Origin of the sequence: Sphingobacterium sp. UBA2610, assembly GCF_002339225.1 — a bacterium.
Taxonomy (GTDB): domain Bacteria; phylum Bacteroidota; class Bacteroidia; order Sphingobacteriales; family Sphingobacteriaceae; genus Sphingobacterium; species Sphingobacterium multivorum.
Map to the genome: position 1 here is coordinate 78,327 of NZ_DDKA01000023.1, position 17,747 is coordinate 96,073.

Genomic DNA, 17,747 nt, shown 5'->3' on the forward strand with positions numbered 1-17,747 from the left:
ACCAGCGTAGCTATCGCGCAGTTTCTTATCAAACGAAGGCTGCTACGACAGCAAGAGCTCAAAGGGATCCCGGTCGGCAAATACAGCCTCGACCCCAGCCCAGTCAATGGATATTTTGGGATTTTTGTAGGCCTTAGCCAGCGCCCGCGACTGTTTTAAACCCATATCGAGGTCGTCGTCATTCTGCGCATCAAGGTCCAGCGGGCGCAGGCCGGTCCATATCTGTGGAATCTGCATCCGTAGTAATAAGGTCGAGCTGTCGATCCAGGCTTTTCCCGACGGCCATCCCGCCACATTCGGCGGATACAAGAGCATCTGCCCCAGCAACTTTTGATAAACAATCAGGTTTTCAGGATTCGCTATTTCCATGGGTAACATGCGCATGATACCGGCCATGAGTTCTACCGGTTACTTTATTTTATTACCGACATTCTTGGAGTCGTAAAACCAGCCTGCTGTAAACATGCGGTCGAGCAATTGCTTGATATTGTATCCAGAATCGTAGAAATCTTTACTCAACGAAGCAATGATGCCACTATCTACGTGTTCGTTGACTAGAAAACGGTAGAGTTTTGCTGTGATAAAACGGGCCGTAGCGGGTTGATCCAGTATAATATCCAACACGGCATTACCGTCAAAATTCCCGGTTTTCCCCAAAAATGTTTTGCGGCCCGAGTCATGAAACTTTTTACGCTCCAGGAACTGGCCATCCTTATCATACGACCAACCCGTAAATGCGCGTGCAGCTTCCCTTACATCCGATTCGGTATAGTTACCAGGCCCCATGGTAAAGAGTTCCATCACTTCGCGGGCAAAGTTTTCATTGGGGTGATCTTTTTTATTCCGCTGGTTGTTGAGGAAATTGAGCATCGCCGGAGCTTTGGAAACGGCAAACAGCAAATCCCGAAAATTTCCGAGCGCATTTTTCCTGATTTCGTTGAGGATATGAGCGCTAAAATTGGAGTTGATAACCCGGCTAGCAAAATGGCCGTGCCAAAAAAAGGACATTTTCTCCCTGAGCTGATCTTCGCTATGCACCATTTCATTCAGAAAGTTGAGGTTGATTTCAATATTACGCTTTCGGTTGAGCTGCTGAACCTGCTTTTTTTCTGCGGCATTCAACTTGGAAAGTGCAGTATAGTCGAAATCGTTCTGCTCCATATTGAAACTGATCGGATGAAATTCACGTTTTTGGGCATATTGGTTCCAGAGGACTGCGGTAGACTGCTGGTCAAAAATGGGAATCTGCTGTAGGCTCATCCCAAATCCGGCACGATTTGCCAGGTGCATATTTTTTTTAAAGTCGGACATCATCCTGTTTACTTTTATACCTAAATAACGAATTATTTAGCTATGTTAGCTTACAGGAAGGTTCGATTTAACAAACATTAAGCTAAATTAACAAAGTGACTACCAGCCCGAAACTGCGACTTTAAGTTGGCCGCAATATGTTCTGCCCGCTTTTTTCATGAAAAGCCGATACATTTTTAAGTTTGGTCCGCTACATTACTTTCTCTACTAAATCATAGAGATCATCAAGTTCAAATGGCTTTGCCAGAAAAGCATCTGCTCCGCATTCGTCGGCTACTCTTGGCGCTCTAGCACTAGCAGACATCATGATAATGGGCATGTGGCTATATTTTTGCCCAGTTTTTAGCTCGCGCACAAGTTCATCACCGGTCAACCAGGGCATCATTAGGTCGATAATCAACAAGTCAGGTTGCACAATTTCAATGAGGGCGATCAGTTCTGTGCTTTTTGATGTGCTGATCACTTCAACGCTGTCACTTTCTAAGGCAATGGCTAATACATCTAAAATAAGAAGTTCATCATCGCAAATGACTATTTTCTTTTTCATTTTTTCGAATCTTTAATATGTTTATAGTTTCCTGAGATGTGCCTTCGTGGTTATACAATAACCGCGTAAACCATTATATAGCAGACTTTGCATCTTGTAAACAGTACACTATAGACAGCCGAGGTTCCACTATAGTTTTAATAAAGACGAATCAAAATCAGCAATAAGATTCATCCGTACTAATGCATCTTTTCTTCGCTGTGTACGCGTGTATTTTCTATTTTTAGTCTATATTTGTAGGATCAACAATTATTAACATTTCTGATTATACACATGAACACACGCGTCCTATTTTTATGGCTATTGCTAAGTTTACCTATCTTAAATTTCGCCCAAAACTGCAATTGTGAATCCAATTTTTTGTGGGTAAAAAAAACGTTTGAAGAGAATGATGCCGGTTTTCAATACATCATCAGCAAGAAAGGCCGGGATGCCTATGAATTGCACAATAAAATGTATCTCGAAAAAGTTAAACACTTGTCCAATAATCAGGAATGTGCTACATTACTCAATCAATGGATCCGTTTCTTTCGTAATGGACATATCGGCGTAAATTATATTGGAAAAACAAAGAAAGGCGAAAAGGTTACCGAACAAAAAAAGCAGCCTATTGAAAAGGATCTAAATCCATTAAACGCCACAAAGCCATTATTCGAAAAAATAAATGAAAACACGGTTTACCTCCGAATTCCTGATTTTGAAATATCCGAAAAAAAAGCAATTGACAGCCTTATATTGGCCAACCGAGCAACCATCTTATCGACCGAAAATTTTATTATTGACGTTAGAAATAATCCAGGCGGAAGTGATGCGAGTTATAGTAGCCTTATCCCCTTCTTATATACGCAGCCGATTAGAACCGTAGGTGCATTATTTTATTCGACAGATTTAAATAATCAACGCATGTTGGAGCTGAGTCAAAACCCCGATTTTGACGAGGAGTCTAAAAAAACGTTCAAAATCTACTACGAAAAATTGCAGGCCAATAAAGGTGAGTATGTCGATTTATTCAATAAAAAAGTAAACATAACCAAGCTGGATACCATTCAGCCTTATCCCAAAAACATAGGGATCGTTATCAATGAAAATAACGGGAGCACGACAGAGCAATTTCTATTGACCGCCATGCAAAGTAAAAAGGTAAAATTGTACGGTAGAACAACCAAAGGAATGCTTGATATCTCGAATGTAAATATCGTTACATCACCCTGTGGCGATATTGAACTGTACTATGGATTATCTAAAAGTTATCGTATTCCAGACTTCCCTGTAGACGACATCGGATTACAACCTGACGTATTTATTGATAAAACCATTGATCCTTCGAGTTGGCTAAATTTTGTGCGCGACCATCTCAATGGAAAATAAGATTAAGATAAAAAGTTTAGTTACATTTATTTTTTTTTGCAATCTGCATCACAGCGGATATTCCCGGCGCTAAACTTTTCAATTTTAGCGCCGGATCCATAAAAGAAGCTACATTTCTATTAAAATTGTCCGCAAGTCTACCAGGTTATCATTTAAACTTAGTACATCCTGTTTCGTATTTTTTTTCGTATATTATCTCACTATGAAAATAGTAGACATCACAAAAGACACTTTAATCAGTGCTCAGAAAGAAGGATTTACCGTATTAATCACCAAATTTAATTCAGATCCGTTAAACCCAACCTGGATTGTCGACAAGGTTGAAAACGACGAAATAGACGCGAGCAAAAAAGCACTGAGCGAAAACTATCAGCTATGCTATTCCCTTAAAGAAGCTATTCTGACGATTGATAATCGCCCCTTTATCGGAAAATTACAATTAAGCCATTAATAGCGTTTGATCAAGGTATAATCCTCTGCACAATCAACAGCATGTATTGTTTCAAAAAGCCGTTGAGCTAACGTGTAACAAAGCAGGATAACAATAGAAACATGCTTAAGAATTATTTAAGCATCATATTTTTTTAACCTAGCGGACCAAACTATCCTTAAGTTTGGTCCGCTTCTTATTTCTGCATTTCCAACTCATTCAATCAAAAAATTAGCCAAAAAGGACAGCGTAAGCCCCCTAATAGCCTGCATTGCTATCAGCTCACTGATAGCCTTACTTTTGTTCTGTTTCTCGGAACTGAAAATTGCGCGTTCCCCTGTTTTTTGTATCCGCTTTTTTCCTATATTTATCCGATAAATTTCAAAAGAAATGACAAAAAAGAAGGCTGTAGTTATTCAAGATAATGAAGATATCTTGAATATAATGGATGAGGTCTTAGTTGATGAGGGTTTTGATGTGATTCCATCGCTTACGACTGAACCAATTGAAGAGCTTGCAGATATTGATCCCGACATTCTTATAGTGGATGACCATATTAAAGGAAGTAAAAAAGGATCCGAGGTGATCAAGGAACTCAAAGCTGATCCAGATACCGAAGAGCTTCCATCTGTCCTGACATCGACAGCCAGCGATATTGCAAAAACCGCCGCCGAATGTAAAGCCGACGACTTTATTGAAAAACCCTTTGATTTAGATCATATGGTCGATGTGGTTAAAAGAAATAGTTAAAACAGCATAAAATATACCTGACCTACGGAGCGCTATAAAAGGGACTATACTTGAAACGCAAGTCACATTATACATGCCCGACAAAATAATCTCAAGAATATTTCTCTCCAGATCGCCAAGAAAAAGATCACTGTTTTTACAGGAGTCTCCGGATCGGGCAAGTCGTCTTTGGTCTTTGAAACCATAGGTGCTGAAGCCCAAAGGCAGTTCAGCGATACACAGGGCAGTTTTATCCGAAACCGGCTGCAGCACATCGGCGTTCCGAATGTGGACAAAATCGACAACCTGAATGTCCCTATTATTATCAATCAAAAAAGATTGGGCGGTAACGCACGCTCGACCGTAGGAACGGCTACCGACATATATGCTTCCCTGCGCTTGCTTTTCTCGCGCATGGGAACACTCTTCCGTTAGCCAAAATATTGGCTATTATAGCTACTTTTATTTCATTTGTCTGCATGTTAAAATTAGTTTAAATGTAACAAGACAAAGTTCCACATCTACGAGCGGTCAGTTGTAGTTGAATCGTGGATATTTCTAACCAAATTGAGGGTAGATTTCAATATGGATAATTCACAAAAATAGATGCTAGCTAAAAACATAATAAATTTGTTTTAAAAGGTCGGTAATTAGATGGTTCAAGTTCCATTTTATAAATGATCAACAAGAGAACAAAACACAAGCGAATAATTTAATCGATGATCCAGTACAATCTAAATTCAGTTTGAAACGGAACAAAACACACTAGCAATGAGCTTCATGCATACTTTCGAAAACCTTTCAAACAAAATGTTTACGAACAAAGCCCTTCAATATTTAAAACTTTCGTATATTGCCGCACCTAATATCTACAACCGTGTACAACAAACTGAGTGATATAGAACTTATTGACCTACTCAATCAGTACGATCATAATGCTTATACAGAAATCTATGAACGATATTGGTCCGTTTTATATGTGCATGCCTTTCGTATATTACAACATGAAGATGAAGCATTGGATTCCATCCAGAATGTTTTTGAGAATTTATGGAATAAGGCTGGAAGTCTCGTCGTGCAATCTTCATTAAAAGCTTATTTATTTACCTCTGTGAGAAACTCTTCCTTAAATGCTATTGAAAAAAGCAAGACACGAAGTATGTATATAGATTCTTTAAATGAATTTGTGGATATTTACCGTTCGTCAACAGAGGAGGAACTATATTTTAAAGAGCTATTAAAAAAATTCGAATCTGAAATCGAAAATTTACCCCCAAAAATGCGTGAGATCTTCTTAAAGAGTAGAAATGAAGGATTGTCTTACAAAAAAATAGCAAAAGAGCTGAATATAACTGAGAATACGGTAAAAACGGTTCTTCACAGAGCAGTTTTACAGTTAAAAAAGAAGCTAAACACACTAATAACATTCCTTTTCTAAAATTTTTTGATTTTTTTTCTAAAATCAACGTATACTTTCACTCTTTTCGCCTGTCTTTATATTATAGAGTTTAGACTATAAAGAAATATATGGACAACAATAACGCTGAAAGGCTTCTTGAAAGATATAATAAAGGTAAATGTACCATAGAGGAAAAAAAATTAGTTGAAGACTGGTACCTCCATATGCTGAATAAAAATGAGCATATCACAGCATCGTCTGAATTGTATAAAGTAAAAGCCAAATTGGACAGCCGTCTCTTTTACCAAAGAAAATCTAGGGTGTTCTACCGCTATGCTGCCGCTATTCTTGCATTTGCAACATTCACTGGCATACTTTACTATTCACGTGATCTGCTTCAGAAAGCACCAAACCAGAAGATTGATAATAAAGAAATTGCTGCCGGAGGGAATAAAGCTATCCTCATACTCGCAGATGGAAAACAATTTGATCTAAGCTCGTCAAAAATAGGTACTATCACACAACTGAGTGGAATAAAAGTCGACTGCGATACTGTTGGGCAGATAACTTTCAATGTTCAAGATAGATCACTTAAATCTTTCTCTGAAAAGATGAACAGCATTGTAACTCCAAAGGGAGGCCAATATAAAATCATCCTTGAAGATGGCACCAATATTTGGTTGAACGCGCAGTCTATGCTAAAATTTCCTGAAAGATTTGCTAAGGATAACCGCTCGGTCGAACTAGTTGGAGAAGCCTATTTTGAAGTTGCGAAAAATAGAAATAAACCTTTCATTGTTAGGACTAAAGAACAGAATGTAAAAGTACTGGGAACCCATTTTAATATCAGCTCATACGCTGATGAGCGTATAGCCCGTACGACGCTTATTGAAGGCAGCGTCTCAGTAAGCGACAATATCTCACATCGATCTGTTGTATTAAAACCTGGAGAGCAGATCCTGATCAGTGGAAATACAATAGCAGTCAAAAAAGTAGACACTCAGGTCGATGTGGCCTGGAAAGAAGGAGACTTTATTTTCAAGAATGAAAATATTGAGAGTATTATGCGAAAGGTCTCCCGATGGTACCAAGTAGATGTGGATTTCATAAGCAAGAAGGAAGATATCACCTTCAGCGGTATGATATCCAAATCAAACAATCTGTCAGCTATACTGACAATGCTGGAATCAACAGGACAGATCAAATTTAAATTAACAGGAAGGAGGATATCTATTATAATGTAAACAAATTGATAAACTACTTGAGAAAAGAAATCTGGAATGCGCTAACATCCCAGATCAAAAAACTTTGGATCAAGTAGTTAAATAGAAGCTCGAACTCAATTCAAATCACTAACCCAAATTAATCAAATATATGATTTTTAAATTTATTCCCGTTGAAAGACGGAGATTCTTTATGCGAGTAAATTTATCACTTGTTTGCCTTGTCGCCATGGGGGGGCTCCAGGCATATTCCAAAACCTTTGCGCAGATTTCAATTCAGCGCCAGAACATTACACTGCCACAATTATTTCAGGAAATTCGCAAACAGAGTGGCTACGACTTTTTTTACAAGGAAAGCTTATTGTCGGATAAAGATCCTGTAAATATTCAAATGCAGAATGCCTCTATTGAGAAAATCCTAGATTATTCGCTAAATGGAAAGTCCCTCACTTACGATATCAAAAACAGAATAGTTGTTATTAAACAATTAGAAAATAAGCAGCGAAATATTGTTGGAAGGGTTATCACCGAAGATAGATCGCCTCTATCTGGAGCCAGCATTAAAGTAAAGGGCCAGCCAAGAGTATTTTTTACAGACGAGAATGGTCATTTCTCTATATCCGCATCGAATAAAGTAACAGAACTTATAATTTCATATATCGGCTATAAGGACTGTATTGTCAGGCCCGGTGATGAATTTATGGAGATTAAGATGGCCAAATTGGATAATCAGTTGGCCGAAGTGAATGTAATTTCGACTGGTTACCAGAAGATCAAGAAAGAACAGCTTACGGGTGCTGCCTCCACATTAAGCGAAAAGGACTACCAACAGCGGGTAGCCGTAACCGGTAACTTTCTAGAAAATCTAGAAGGAAAAGTCCCAGGACTAGTCTACAATAGTATTTCTGGAGAACTTTCCATTCGTGGTGTCAGTACTTTTGACGCAGTAAAAAAACCACTTATCGTGTTGGATGGTTTTCCTACTGAAATCGACATAAACTCCATAAACCCAACTGATATCATATCAGTGAGCGTGTTAAGGGATGCAGCCGCCGCTTCAATTTACGGTGTCCAGGCATCAAACGGTGTTATTGTTATAGAAACCAGAAGGGGAAAATCCGGTAAACCAACGTTCACTTTTAGAAACACTTTTGCTTTTGATTCAAAGCCCGATTTCGATTATATGCGCTATCTCGATACAAAGGAATTCATAGACTTACAGCGTGATATGGTCAGTACAGGCGGTGACGATAGATATTTTTACTCAGATTATAACCCAATTGACCAAGTTACAAGTATACTATTCGATCTTAAAGATGGCCTTATAGATAACAAGCTTGCAGAAGAGAAAATTGGCGCTATAGCTTCTTACAACAATCTTGCGGAGTATAAACGGTTATTTTATAGACGTAGACTTGTCAATAACATCAATTTTGATATCAGCGGAGGTACGGAAAAAAGCACATATCTAATTGGTGTCAACCATATCGGAGAAAGAGCTCAGAAAGTAGGTACAGATAATAAAAAAACCATTTTAAATGTTGCCAACACTTACAAGTTCAACAAGAATATTTCATTTGATTTTAAAGGAATTTATTCAAATAACAGAATAAAAAATGGTACTACACCAGATTATAGTGACCTCCTCCCCTTTGAGAGGATTGTCGACGAAAATGGTAATGCACTCCCGGCTACTTTTGGTGAATTCAGAGAAAAATTTTATGTAATAAATAAAGATTATAACGAGAGAGCCCAATCCCTAGGTTTGTATGACCAGCTTTATTACCCATTCGGAGAATTGTCCGCTACGACTCAAAAGACATCACTCAATTCTTTCAGGGCACAAGGCCGCCTTAATGCCAAAATTACTGAGTGGCTAAATATCGATCTTGGCGGCGCTATTGAAAATGAACAGGGTGTGAACGACCTGCTTAAAACAGAGGATTCTTATAGAGTAAGGTATCTGGTAAATACTAAGGCAAAAAAAGATCCAGCAAATGGAACCCCTTTATTCACTGACCTGCCTCAGGGAAATTTTCTGACAAAAGAAACACTTAAAAATACAGCTTACACCCTACGTGCTCAGGCAAATCTCAATTACGAAACAAAAGATAAAAAACATAGTATTTCGGGAATCATTGGTATTGAACAAAGGCAAGTAAAAGCTGAATCATTTAAAACAACATTCTTTGGTTACGATGACCAGTCTCTTATCAATAAACCTGTCAATCTTCAGGTGCTTAATTCAAGGATAAAACCAGCCTTCAAAGAAGTCGGAGACTACGGATCAAGTTTTAATAGCAATGACTATTTTGGAGAAAAATATAGCGACAGAAGGTTCCGTTCATTTTATGGACAAGGAACTTATATGTTCAAGCATAAATATATCGCTACTGGAAGTATCCGTATAGACCAGTCTAATCTGTTCGGAGTAGACGATAAGTATAAAAACAAACCGCTTTGGTCATTAGGAATGAATTGGCGTATGGGCGAAGAGGAATTTATTAAATCTGTTTCCTGGATCAATTCATTACAGATTCGGGCCGCCTCCGGCTTTAACGGCAATGTTCCAAGTAGCTTTAACGGACCTTTCCTGATCCTAACATCCGGACTTAATAATAGGTTTAACACTTCAGAGGTCTTTTATGATGTACTATCACCTGAAAACCAATCCATCCGCTGGGAAACAACAACTAACTACAATCTGGGGTTAGATTATGTATTATTAAAAAATAGAATATCAGGTTCTGTAGACCTTTATTATAAAAGAACAAAAGATGTATTTGGTACGATGTCCGCAGATCCAACATTAGGATTTAACCAATATAGTGCTAATACGGCTTCTATTGAGAATAAAGGTCTTGAAATATTACTGACTAGCGTAAATATTGATAAAAGCATCTTCAAATGGCGAACAAGTGCAACTGCATCCTTCAATAAAAATAGGGTTATTGAAGTACAGGCAAAAGATAAAACATCATCCCTAGATATCATATCAGGCACAGACCTACAGAAAGATTATCCAATGAATGCACTATTCAGTTATAGATACGCTGGACTGAATAATTTAGGACACCCTGGAGTTTACGATAGAAACGGTAATGTGTTAGTTTTAAATACATACGACGATGCCGTCATTGATGTCGATTTTGATGATCTGGTCTACAGTGGCACAACAAATCCCAAGTATGTGATCGGTCTCAATAATCAGTTTTCTGTAGGTTCTTTCGATTTGTCTTTTCTTTTTATGTATTACGGTGGCCATGTTATGAGAGTCCAACAGCCCAATCCTGATGAACTACAGAGCGGAAATGCAATAAAAGGCTCTTCAAACTACTGGAAAAAGCCAGGAGACGAGCTTGTAACTGCAATACCGGGACTCCCTGAGTATGGAACTCCTGAGGACTTTATGTATTCCGCGCGGTATGGGTATACATACGGAGACAGATATGTACGTAAAGCAGACTACATTCGGCTGAGAGATATCATCTTAACCTACAATTTGAAAAATGACTTCCTGCAAAAGGTCGGTCTATCCAATACTCAATTTAGGTTTCAGGTTCAGAATCCATTCAAATATACATTTAGTGGAAATGATATAGACCCCGAATCAATTGATAGACGGACAGGAATAAGGACTCTGCCACAAACTTCATTTTATAGTTTGACATTTTCCACTACATTCTAGCTTTTGTTCGGAAAACAAAAAAGATAAATATCGAAAAATATGACTTTAAATTGGCTAATAAGTTCCATAAAACAGCCAAACCCATCTTCCTGATGGAATAATACATTATAAAATGATGAAAAAAATACTATTGAAATTTTTGATTTTATTAACACTACTAAGTATTCTATCCTGTGGAGACTTTCTGGAAGTAAAGCCCAAGGGTGTAGTCCTGCCGGAAAAATTGACTGACTTTGAAAGCATGTTAAATTCCTTCACAATGACCCAGTCTTTTCCTTCTGCCCTACTTTATTGTACAGATGATTATTATGGCACTTATAGCGCCAAAGATAAAAGTGTCAACGCCAACCTATATTTCTGGCGGGAGGAAAAAGATATTAATGACCAGGTGAGCCCTGTTATCTGGGGGCAATTGTACAGGATCATCTACGATGCAAACGTTATCATCAACAATGTAATGTCTGCTACCGGCAGCAATGATCAAAAGAAAAAAGAAGTGCTGGGAGAGGCTTTATTAGCTCGTGCAGATGCCTATTTTACACTCCTAACAGTGTATGCAAAGAGCTATAATATAAATACTAAAAATACGGACCTAGGACTACCATGGGTAACAACGACAAATGTAACTGATAAAGTCCCCCCAAGAGCATTAATCCAGGATAATATAGACAGTATTGTCAATAACACCCTGCGTGCAATTGACTGTTTGCCATTAAATAATGTAAATCGCTACAGAGCAACAAAAGGTGCCGCAAAAGGATTTCTTTCAAGAGTCTATCTATATATTGCCGACTATACTAATGCCGAAAAATATGCCCTGGAAACTATGGCCGTAGCCCATAAACTAACGGATTATAATACAATTAAGTCAAGTGATGACCTACCTATTGCCGATCTTGATCCTGAAATTTTATGGCAGCGTGGAAGTGAAGATAGAAATGTCCCGGTATTTATGTTGTATTCTGATGAGCTAAAAACATATTTTGATGAAAATGATCTAAGATACAGCATTTTGACGATCAGTAACAACAAAGGAATCAATCGAGGGGGAGCATATGGGGAAGCAAATTTTGGAATAACTTTTCCGGAAGTTTATTTGACCCTTGCTGAACTGGCGGCTCGTTCTAACCGTACCGCTGCTGCTATGGAATATCTAAATATAATCCGGAAAGTTAGAATAAAGGCTTCTGCTTATCAGCCCGCTACTTCACTGAATAAAGATGATGCTTTAAAATTGGTATTGGCAGAAAGGAGACGTGAATTAGCTTTTGGAGCCACACGCTGGATGGATATGAAAAGACTGGATAGAGATGGCCTGATGAAAGACGTCAAACGTATTAACAGGGAAAATTCTGAACTTCAGGAGACATTAACGCCACAAAGTAATCGTTACACTTTTCAGATACCAACTCGGGTGAGAAAATTCAATCCCAACATGCAAGTCAATTAAATGAACATAAAAAAATTAAACAAGATTTTTATCACATGAAAAATATAACACTATTCCTATTTTTATTCTTGAGCATTTCCGCTTTTGCTCAGTCATCTAAGCCAGTCCTTGTTGACGATTTGGTCCCAGAAAAATATAAGATTTCAAATAACTACTTTCCAATTATAAAAGGTAGCTATCTATACAGTATATATGCATTGTCAACAAGTGATTTTATCAGTAAGGCAAGATCGCTACAAAAAGATATCAACGATACTTTTACTAATGAAACGGATACAGGTGCCAAAGCTTTAAAAACAAAAGATGTAAATTATTTCATCAAGGAGGTCGCAGACACTTACCGCAGAGGATATGGAGAAGATTCTGTTTCTTTGGAAGAATACTATAGACTTATTGAAGCAAAAGCAGATAAAAAGCAGCTGGATTCGGCCTATCAAAAAGCATATCCAAAGAAAATGAGCGAAAGTGACAAATTGCTATTGCAAAATTTCATCGCTGAAACTGAAGAAAATGTCAATGATGAGGACATGTTTAAAAGGTCTGCCAGCTACAGGGAATGGTTAGAAAGTAGAATCATCAAATTAAAGCAAACTAAATATAACGAAGAATCCCCCTTAGGGTATGACGGCGAATACATCGTCCAACTGAATGTCATCAATAGAGAAATTACCAACCCATTTATGAGGGAATATCTTAATTTTGACTATACCTGTTCTATTTTAAAAATGGTAAAAAATATTGAAGCGAGAGAACAGGCCTACGCTAATTTCATGAAGGTGGTTGTAAGCCCCTATTATAAAGATGAAGTATCAAAGGTATATGCTAATTTTAGAAAAACAGCTGATAATAAACCATCTCCGGAGTTCAATTTTAAAGATGTAAACAATAAAAGCGTATCCCTTAAAGATTTACGGGGCAAATATGTATACATAGATATCTGGGCAACCTGGTGTGCCCCCTGTAAAGCTGAGATTCCTTATTTGCAGAAGATAGAAAAGTTATATCACAATAAAAAAATATCCTTCGTAAGTATTTCTGTTGACAGAATGAAAGATTATGAAAAATGGTCAACTTATGTAAAATCCAACAACTTAGGGGGAACACAACTTATCGCTGATAAAGACTTTAATTCAGATTTTATAAAAGATTATAACATCAGCGCAATCCCTAGATTTATTTTAATAGCCCCTAATGGAACAATCGTATCTGGAAACGCAAAAAGGCCATCAGACCCGGAACTAAAAAAGCAATTAGATAAAATACTTTAAAATAAAAAGATTAACCTCTTGTGTACGATTAAAAAGTAAACAAGAGGTTCTCTTATGACCACTAATCCTTGAAAATAATGTATATTTCGAGTACTCTTTCCAATATTTATCCATATCGAAATTACGCTCTGGATATACTTGAACAAGCTGACAGATCGTACTCCCGAGGGAAGAGATGTCATACGCTTGACGATTAAACCAAATTCTTCAGAGCAATAGCTTCAATCCAATGGAAATATTCCGTCCCGGAAGGGGGGCAAGATATTTGAGTATGGAATTTTGCGGACGTGCTTCTACATTCAATAGGTTATTTCCTGAAATATAATAGACAAGCTCATACTTTTTTAGATTTACCTTATAACCTAATTGTCCTGTTAACAAAGAGTAAGCTGGCATCGGCGGCTCAATATTGATGTTTTTACCCAAATAACGTTGTTTCAGATACCGATCAAAATTGGCGTTCCCAAAAAACTTTTTATAGTGAAGTGCAACCGACATTCCATACCTACTGGTTGGTAGGTTGGGCATAAAGTCACCCTCTGCCCATTTGCGCATGTTGTCATCCGAAGTATTTATATTTTTGACGAGATCAGCGAAAACATTTAAAGCTACATGACAATCTGCGGCCCATGCATAGGTATAGCCTCCCTCTAGCTCCCAGCCCTGAATTTCGGTATCTGAAGCACGCCATTCCTTGACCAAAAAACCTCCAGAACGAGAAATGCCTGTATGGGCCAAATAAAGGTAATCTTTAAAAAAACTACGGTAATGCGTCGCCGACCATTTCAATCCACCATATTTTAGCCCTGCAGATAACTCATAAGAATTTGAGCTTTCCTTGTTCAGTCGATCATCTCCATTTTCTTCTACCAGGATTGCAAAATGATCATTTCCGGCATAAAGTTCATTGACCCCCGGTGCGCGTTCTGCGTGTGAAAATGTAGCTTGTACATAGGCCATATCAAAAATTGAATACTTGATATCTCCCGAAAAATGGTTTAAGCTAAAATCTCGGGCTGAAAGATTACCTCCGGCCATCCCCCTGCTGCGCTGATAAGTGGGATCGCTCAATGTACGCCGCGCAACCCAGTCATGCCGATAGCCTAAATGAAGGGCAACTGGATTAAGTTCTATTGTCTGCAAGGTAAAGATCCCTCCTTCCCGACTCAGATTATTGGGGATATAACGCCGATCGCCCTCGCCCCTTAAGGTCACAACTGAAAAATCAACCCCACTCGTCCCAGACCAAAAAGGATTAAACTGTTGCGTTATCTCCGATCGAAGCGCATGACGCTCACTATCGAACTTATTGACACGGTACCTGCCCAAGAGCTCCCGGTCGTCTGATACTTCACCGCGGTAGTTAAATTTAACCGCCGAGATCAACTCTGTTTTTGGCTTAAAAGCAGATTCTACCTGCCAGGCATATGAGTAGGTACGCGTATTAATCGGTTCATATATCGGGGTCCAAACTGTCGTGTGACTATGGACAGGCTTGTTCCGCTGCGCAAAACCCGGAATACCATAATAGCTTTCAAGCGCGTAAAGCCCCAGACCTAGTTGAAAGTTGTCTCTGATATAGCTGGCACCTGCATTGACAGCATTTCGCTCGGCATGGCTATTGGGCATCACGCCACGCTTGACCGGTGCATAATCTGTAATCCCATGAACGACTTCAGTGTAAAGTGGCGTGTTGGGATCCTGCCCAGCGATATATTTGTCATTACGAGGGTTTAGGACCTTTGATCCATTGATAAATGAATAATCTTCAAAGGTATACAGATCGGCCTCCGATAAGTCCCACTTTGGATCGCCCATATGCTCGATCACGAACTGGCTCAAATAGGGATATAGCGTCAGATTTCGAATGGTCTCCCGATCGACATTTACCTGTGCCATTGCAGCGGTCAAATGATCGATCTTTGGATCATAAGCAATGGCTGCTTTTGTATTGCCCGGGATCTTGAGATTTCCGTGCCTGAGCCTCATTGCGCCAATATGTGCCACCCAGTACTTTCCAATGTTTGCATTGAAAGCCAGCGATTGGCTATTGCCATTATTCTTTCCTAACTCCGCACTGGCCTGACCTGTAATCTTCTTGGGCAGCCGATTCATCGGAATGGTGTTGTCTTTAACATTGACCGCTCCACCAATGGCCTTTCCGCCGAATAATACAGTCGCAGCACCCTTGTACAATTCTATTTCGCGTAGATTGTCCATATCGAAACTGGGGTTTATGTTTGGACTGATTCCCGACAAATCATTGATCGAAAGTCCATTGGATAGCACACTTACCCTGCTACCATTTAGACTCCGTATCATGGGCATACCAGAATTGGGGCCAAAAGAAGCATTTTGTATCCCAGGGATATGGCTCAATGTTTCACCGAGCGTTTGTGCCTGTATACGATCGAGCTGCTTTCGATCCAGCCTCGTCTTTTGCCCATGGGCAGGTACAAGGCCAGTGGTCTCCGCGGTGGGAAGCGTATAGCTTCGCAATGTATCCATTGCTGGTTTACGCTGTGATCGCACTGTTTGTGCGATAGATAATAGCATTAGAGATGCTAAAAAAACTTCTTTCTGATACCTCAACATCGTGTAGCCTATTCCTGTTTGAGCTGCAAAATTAAAAAAGAAAATTACAAATGCAATATAGTTGCATTAATAATTTACAATCATTACCTTCGTCAAAAATTTACAGCACATGAAATACATCAACACAAAAATCGCCGTTGCGGCGGCACTGATTCTGATGCTCGGAGCAGCATCATCCTGTAAAAAGGAAACAGCGCCTAAGCCCACTGAAATCTCGCTTTCGTTACCATCGCAGGTCAGCCTTCGCTACGGCGAAACACAGGAAATTAATCTGCCGAAAGACCTATCTACAAAAGCAGGACTTACGTTCAGCTTTGACTTTTCCCAGATTGCAGACATCAATTTGGGCAACGGGATTAAGCTCAGTGATAAATTGAACCAGGCCATCAAATTTGATAAAGAGAAACAAAGCATACTGATTAACAGCTCCCTACTCTATCCAAACGGAGCTCAATCGAGCAGCGCACGGATTCCCGATGATTATAAAGTCACTCTCATAGCCAAAGAATCTCAGGACAAAGTGGTCGGGAAAGAAAGTTTTTCGCTCAAGATAACGGCTGGATCTATTGCTATCAAAGGCCTAAAAAATGGCAACGAGTTGCCTTATTCGTATGTACTTTATGGCGACCAATCCACTGATTTTGAAATCGATCCGCTCGGCCTACCAGTTGATGGTGCTAGCTTTAATTTGGTTAAAAAGGATGGACAAGAAAACATTGCTTCAATAACAGGTACGCATATCAAATTAGCAAAGGATGTGGGAGATCCGGAAAAAAAAGCTGAAAAGTCGTTCGAGTTGACTCCCGAGCTTATAAAAGATGGCTTTCCTGTCGCCGCCACGACTTTCAGGGTCATTCTGATTCCACAAATTAAATTTTTGTTTGGGCAATATTATCCAGATCTAAACTTGACCATAGACTTTAGTCTAATCCATATCGGACTCTCAAATGGTTATGTCTCTGCAGCGCCAACACTGTATCCCGAAAAATATAAATCTGCTTTTGAACTGGTTTCCATACAAAAAGATGGACTCGCATTTACAGATAGCGAAAAACTGTTTAGTGTAAATGCCCAAACAGGCGTCGTTTCCGTGAAAAAGAGCGACAGTTTAAAAGCTGGCAGCTACAAGATAACCATAAAGGCCTTGACAACGACGGGGCTAGAATTTACGGCTAGTCTCACTTTAGCCATGTCTGAAGGATAATCGTACTATCCTGGTTTCATCCACAAGCAATACTACTGATAAAAGCGCACTCCTGCAGTGCGCATTTATCGTTCATGCCATCACGTATCACTTTCGGTCCCTATTTTTCCATTTACCGATCATGTGGCTTGTCAGAAAACTGACGAGGGTACCCAGCGCAGCTGTCAACACCGTTTGCAGCAAATCGCCCAGGGAGATACTGGCCCAGATGGAACAGATCGTTCCGCCAAGGGCAGAGATGCGGATATCATTGATTTTCATCAGCATCACTCCTTTCTTTGGGCGACATCGGCAGCTCGGAATTATTTACAGCTGGCTGCGTGGCAGGGGGAGCTTCGTCGCTTAATTTGCGCCCAATGGCATCATCAGTAGAACTTTCAGGCGGCGGCTTCTCCTCTTCCATAACTGTTTCCAATATCCCCAGACCCACAGCGATATATTTCAAGATGTTCCCCGCCTTTCCGGGCCATTTTACAGGAGCCGCAAGAACCACCTGCAGCACCTTTCCTATTTTTTTTAAGATTTTTTTCATACC

Annotated in this window: 14 protein-coding genes and 1 pseudogene; 9 read left to right on the forward strand and 6 right to left on the reverse strand. The window is 39.3% G+C overall.

Annotated elements, in window-relative coordinates; translation table 11 throughout:
• Positions 1-42 precede the first annotated feature (42 nt).
• Together B4Z47_RS16175 and B4Z47_RS16180 are read right to left on the reverse strand one after the other, a co-directional pair.
• A pseudogene (locus B4Z47_RS16175) lies at positions 43-1,314 on the reverse strand (DUF1800 domain-containing protein).
• Between the two features lie 187 nt (positions 1,315-1,501).
• Entirely contained in the window at positions 1,502-1,858 is a 357-nt protein-coding gene (locus B4Z47_RS16180) for a response regulator (RefSeq protein WP_070566557.1), read from the reverse strand.
• Between the two features lie 273 nt (positions 1,859-2,131).
• Here B4Z47_RS16180 and B4Z47_RS16185 point away from each other — a divergent pair, with 273 nt between their 5' ends.
• The 3 genes from B4Z47_RS16185 (at position 2,132) to B4Z47_RS16195 (ending at position 4,406) form a co-directional block, all read left to right on the forward strand.
• The gene (locus B4Z47_RS16185; RefSeq protein WP_286727629.1) at positions 2,132-3,226 is read left to right on the forward strand and encodes a S41 family peptidase; all 1,095 of its coding nucleotides are present in this window, start codon (positions 2,132-2,134) and stop codon (positions 3,224-3,226) included.
• Between the two features lie 202 nt (positions 3,227-3,428).
• Positions 3,429-3,677: a hypothetical protein gene (locus B4Z47_RS16190; protein ID WP_286727630.1), complete on the forward strand. Its 249-nt coding sequence runs from the start codon at positions 3,429-3,431 to the stop codon at positions 3,675-3,677.
• 369 nt (positions 3,678-4,046) lie between these two features.
• The gene (locus B4Z47_RS16195) at positions 4,047-4,406 is read left to right on the forward strand and encodes a response regulator (RefSeq protein WP_286727631.1); all 360 of its coding nucleotides are present in this window, start codon (positions 4,047-4,049) and stop codon (positions 4,404-4,406) included.
• On the opposite strand, the gene B4Z47_RS16200 is transcribed toward B4Z47_RS16195, so the two are convergent.
• On the reverse strand, positions 4,368-4,718 hold the full coding sequence (locus tag B4Z47_RS16200; protein ID WP_286727632.1) for a hypothetical protein: 351 nt from the start codon (positions 4,716-4,718) through the stop codon (positions 4,368-4,370). The genes B4Z47_RS16195 and B4Z47_RS16200 overlap by 39 nt on opposite strands.
• Positions 4,719-5,238: 520 nt before the next feature.
• Between B4Z47_RS16200 and B4Z47_RS16205 the strand changes: the two genes are divergently transcribed.
• The 5 genes from B4Z47_RS16205 (at position 5,239) to B4Z47_RS16225 (ending at position 13,413) form a co-directional block, all read left to right on the forward strand.
• A complete protein-coding gene (locus B4Z47_RS16205) occupies positions 5,239-5,823 on the forward strand; it encodes an RNA polymerase sigma factor (RefSeq protein WP_158638888.1) in 585 nt (194 codons plus the stop codon).
• An 89-nt stretch (positions 5,824-5,912) separates the two neighbouring features.
• Complete coding sequence (locus B4Z47_RS16210; protein ID WP_286727633.1) at positions 5,913-7,028, forward strand: FecR family protein; 1,116 nt, start codon at positions 5,913-5,915, stop codon at positions 7,026-7,028.
• A gap of 172 nt (positions 7,029-7,200) precedes the next feature.
• Entirely contained in the window at positions 7,201-10,695 is a 3,495-nt protein-coding gene (locus B4Z47_RS16215) for a SusC/RagA family TonB-linked outer membrane protein (protein WP_286727634.1), read from the forward strand.
• Between the two features lie 112 nt (positions 10,696-10,807).
• Positions 10,808-12,145 (forward strand): RagB/SusD family nutrient uptake outer membrane protein, encoded by a 1,338-nt coding sequence (locus B4Z47_RS16220; RefSeq protein ID WP_115048379.1) that lies wholly within the window; start codon positions 10,808-10,810, stop codon positions 12,143-12,145.
• Positions 12,146-12,180: 35 nt separating this feature from the next.
• Complete coding sequence (locus B4Z47_RS16225; protein ID WP_286727635.1) at positions 12,181-13,413, forward strand: TlpA family protein disulfide reductase; 1,233 nt, start codon at positions 12,181-12,183, stop codon at positions 13,411-13,413.
• A 207-nt stretch (positions 13,414-13,620) separates the two neighbouring features.
• Here the strand turns inward: B4Z47_RS16225 and B4Z47_RS16230 are convergent, their stop codons facing one another.
• A complete protein-coding gene (locus B4Z47_RS16230; RefSeq protein ID WP_286727636.1) occupies positions 13,621-15,969 on the reverse strand; it encodes a TonB-dependent receptor in 2,349 nt (782 codons plus the stop codon).
• 148 nt (positions 15,970-16,117) lie between these two features.
• On the opposite strand from B4Z47_RS16230, the gene B4Z47_RS16235 reads away from it, so the two are divergent.
• Positions 16,118-17,212: a hypothetical protein gene (locus tag B4Z47_RS16235; protein WP_286727637.1), complete on the forward strand. Its 1,095-nt coding sequence runs from the start codon at positions 16,118-16,120 to the stop codon at positions 17,210-17,212.
• An 87-nt stretch (positions 17,213-17,299) separates the two neighbouring features.
• On the opposite strand, the gene B4Z47_RS16240 is transcribed toward B4Z47_RS16235, so the two are convergent.
• Together B4Z47_RS16240 and B4Z47_RS16245 are read right to left on the reverse strand one after the other, a co-directional pair.
• A complete protein-coding gene (locus B4Z47_RS16240) occupies positions 17,300-17,473 on the reverse strand; it encodes a hypothetical protein (RefSeq protein ID WP_159332912.1) in 174 nt (57 codons plus the stop codon).
• Positions 17,460-17,744, reverse strand: a complete 285-nt coding sequence (locus B4Z47_RS16245) for a hypothetical protein (protein WP_115048371.1) — start codon at positions 17,742-17,744, stop codon at positions 17,460-17,462. Before B4Z47_RS16245 ends, B4Z47_RS16240 begins: the two co-directional genes overlap by 14 nt.
• Between the last annotated feature and the right edge of the window lie 3 nt (positions 17,745-17,747).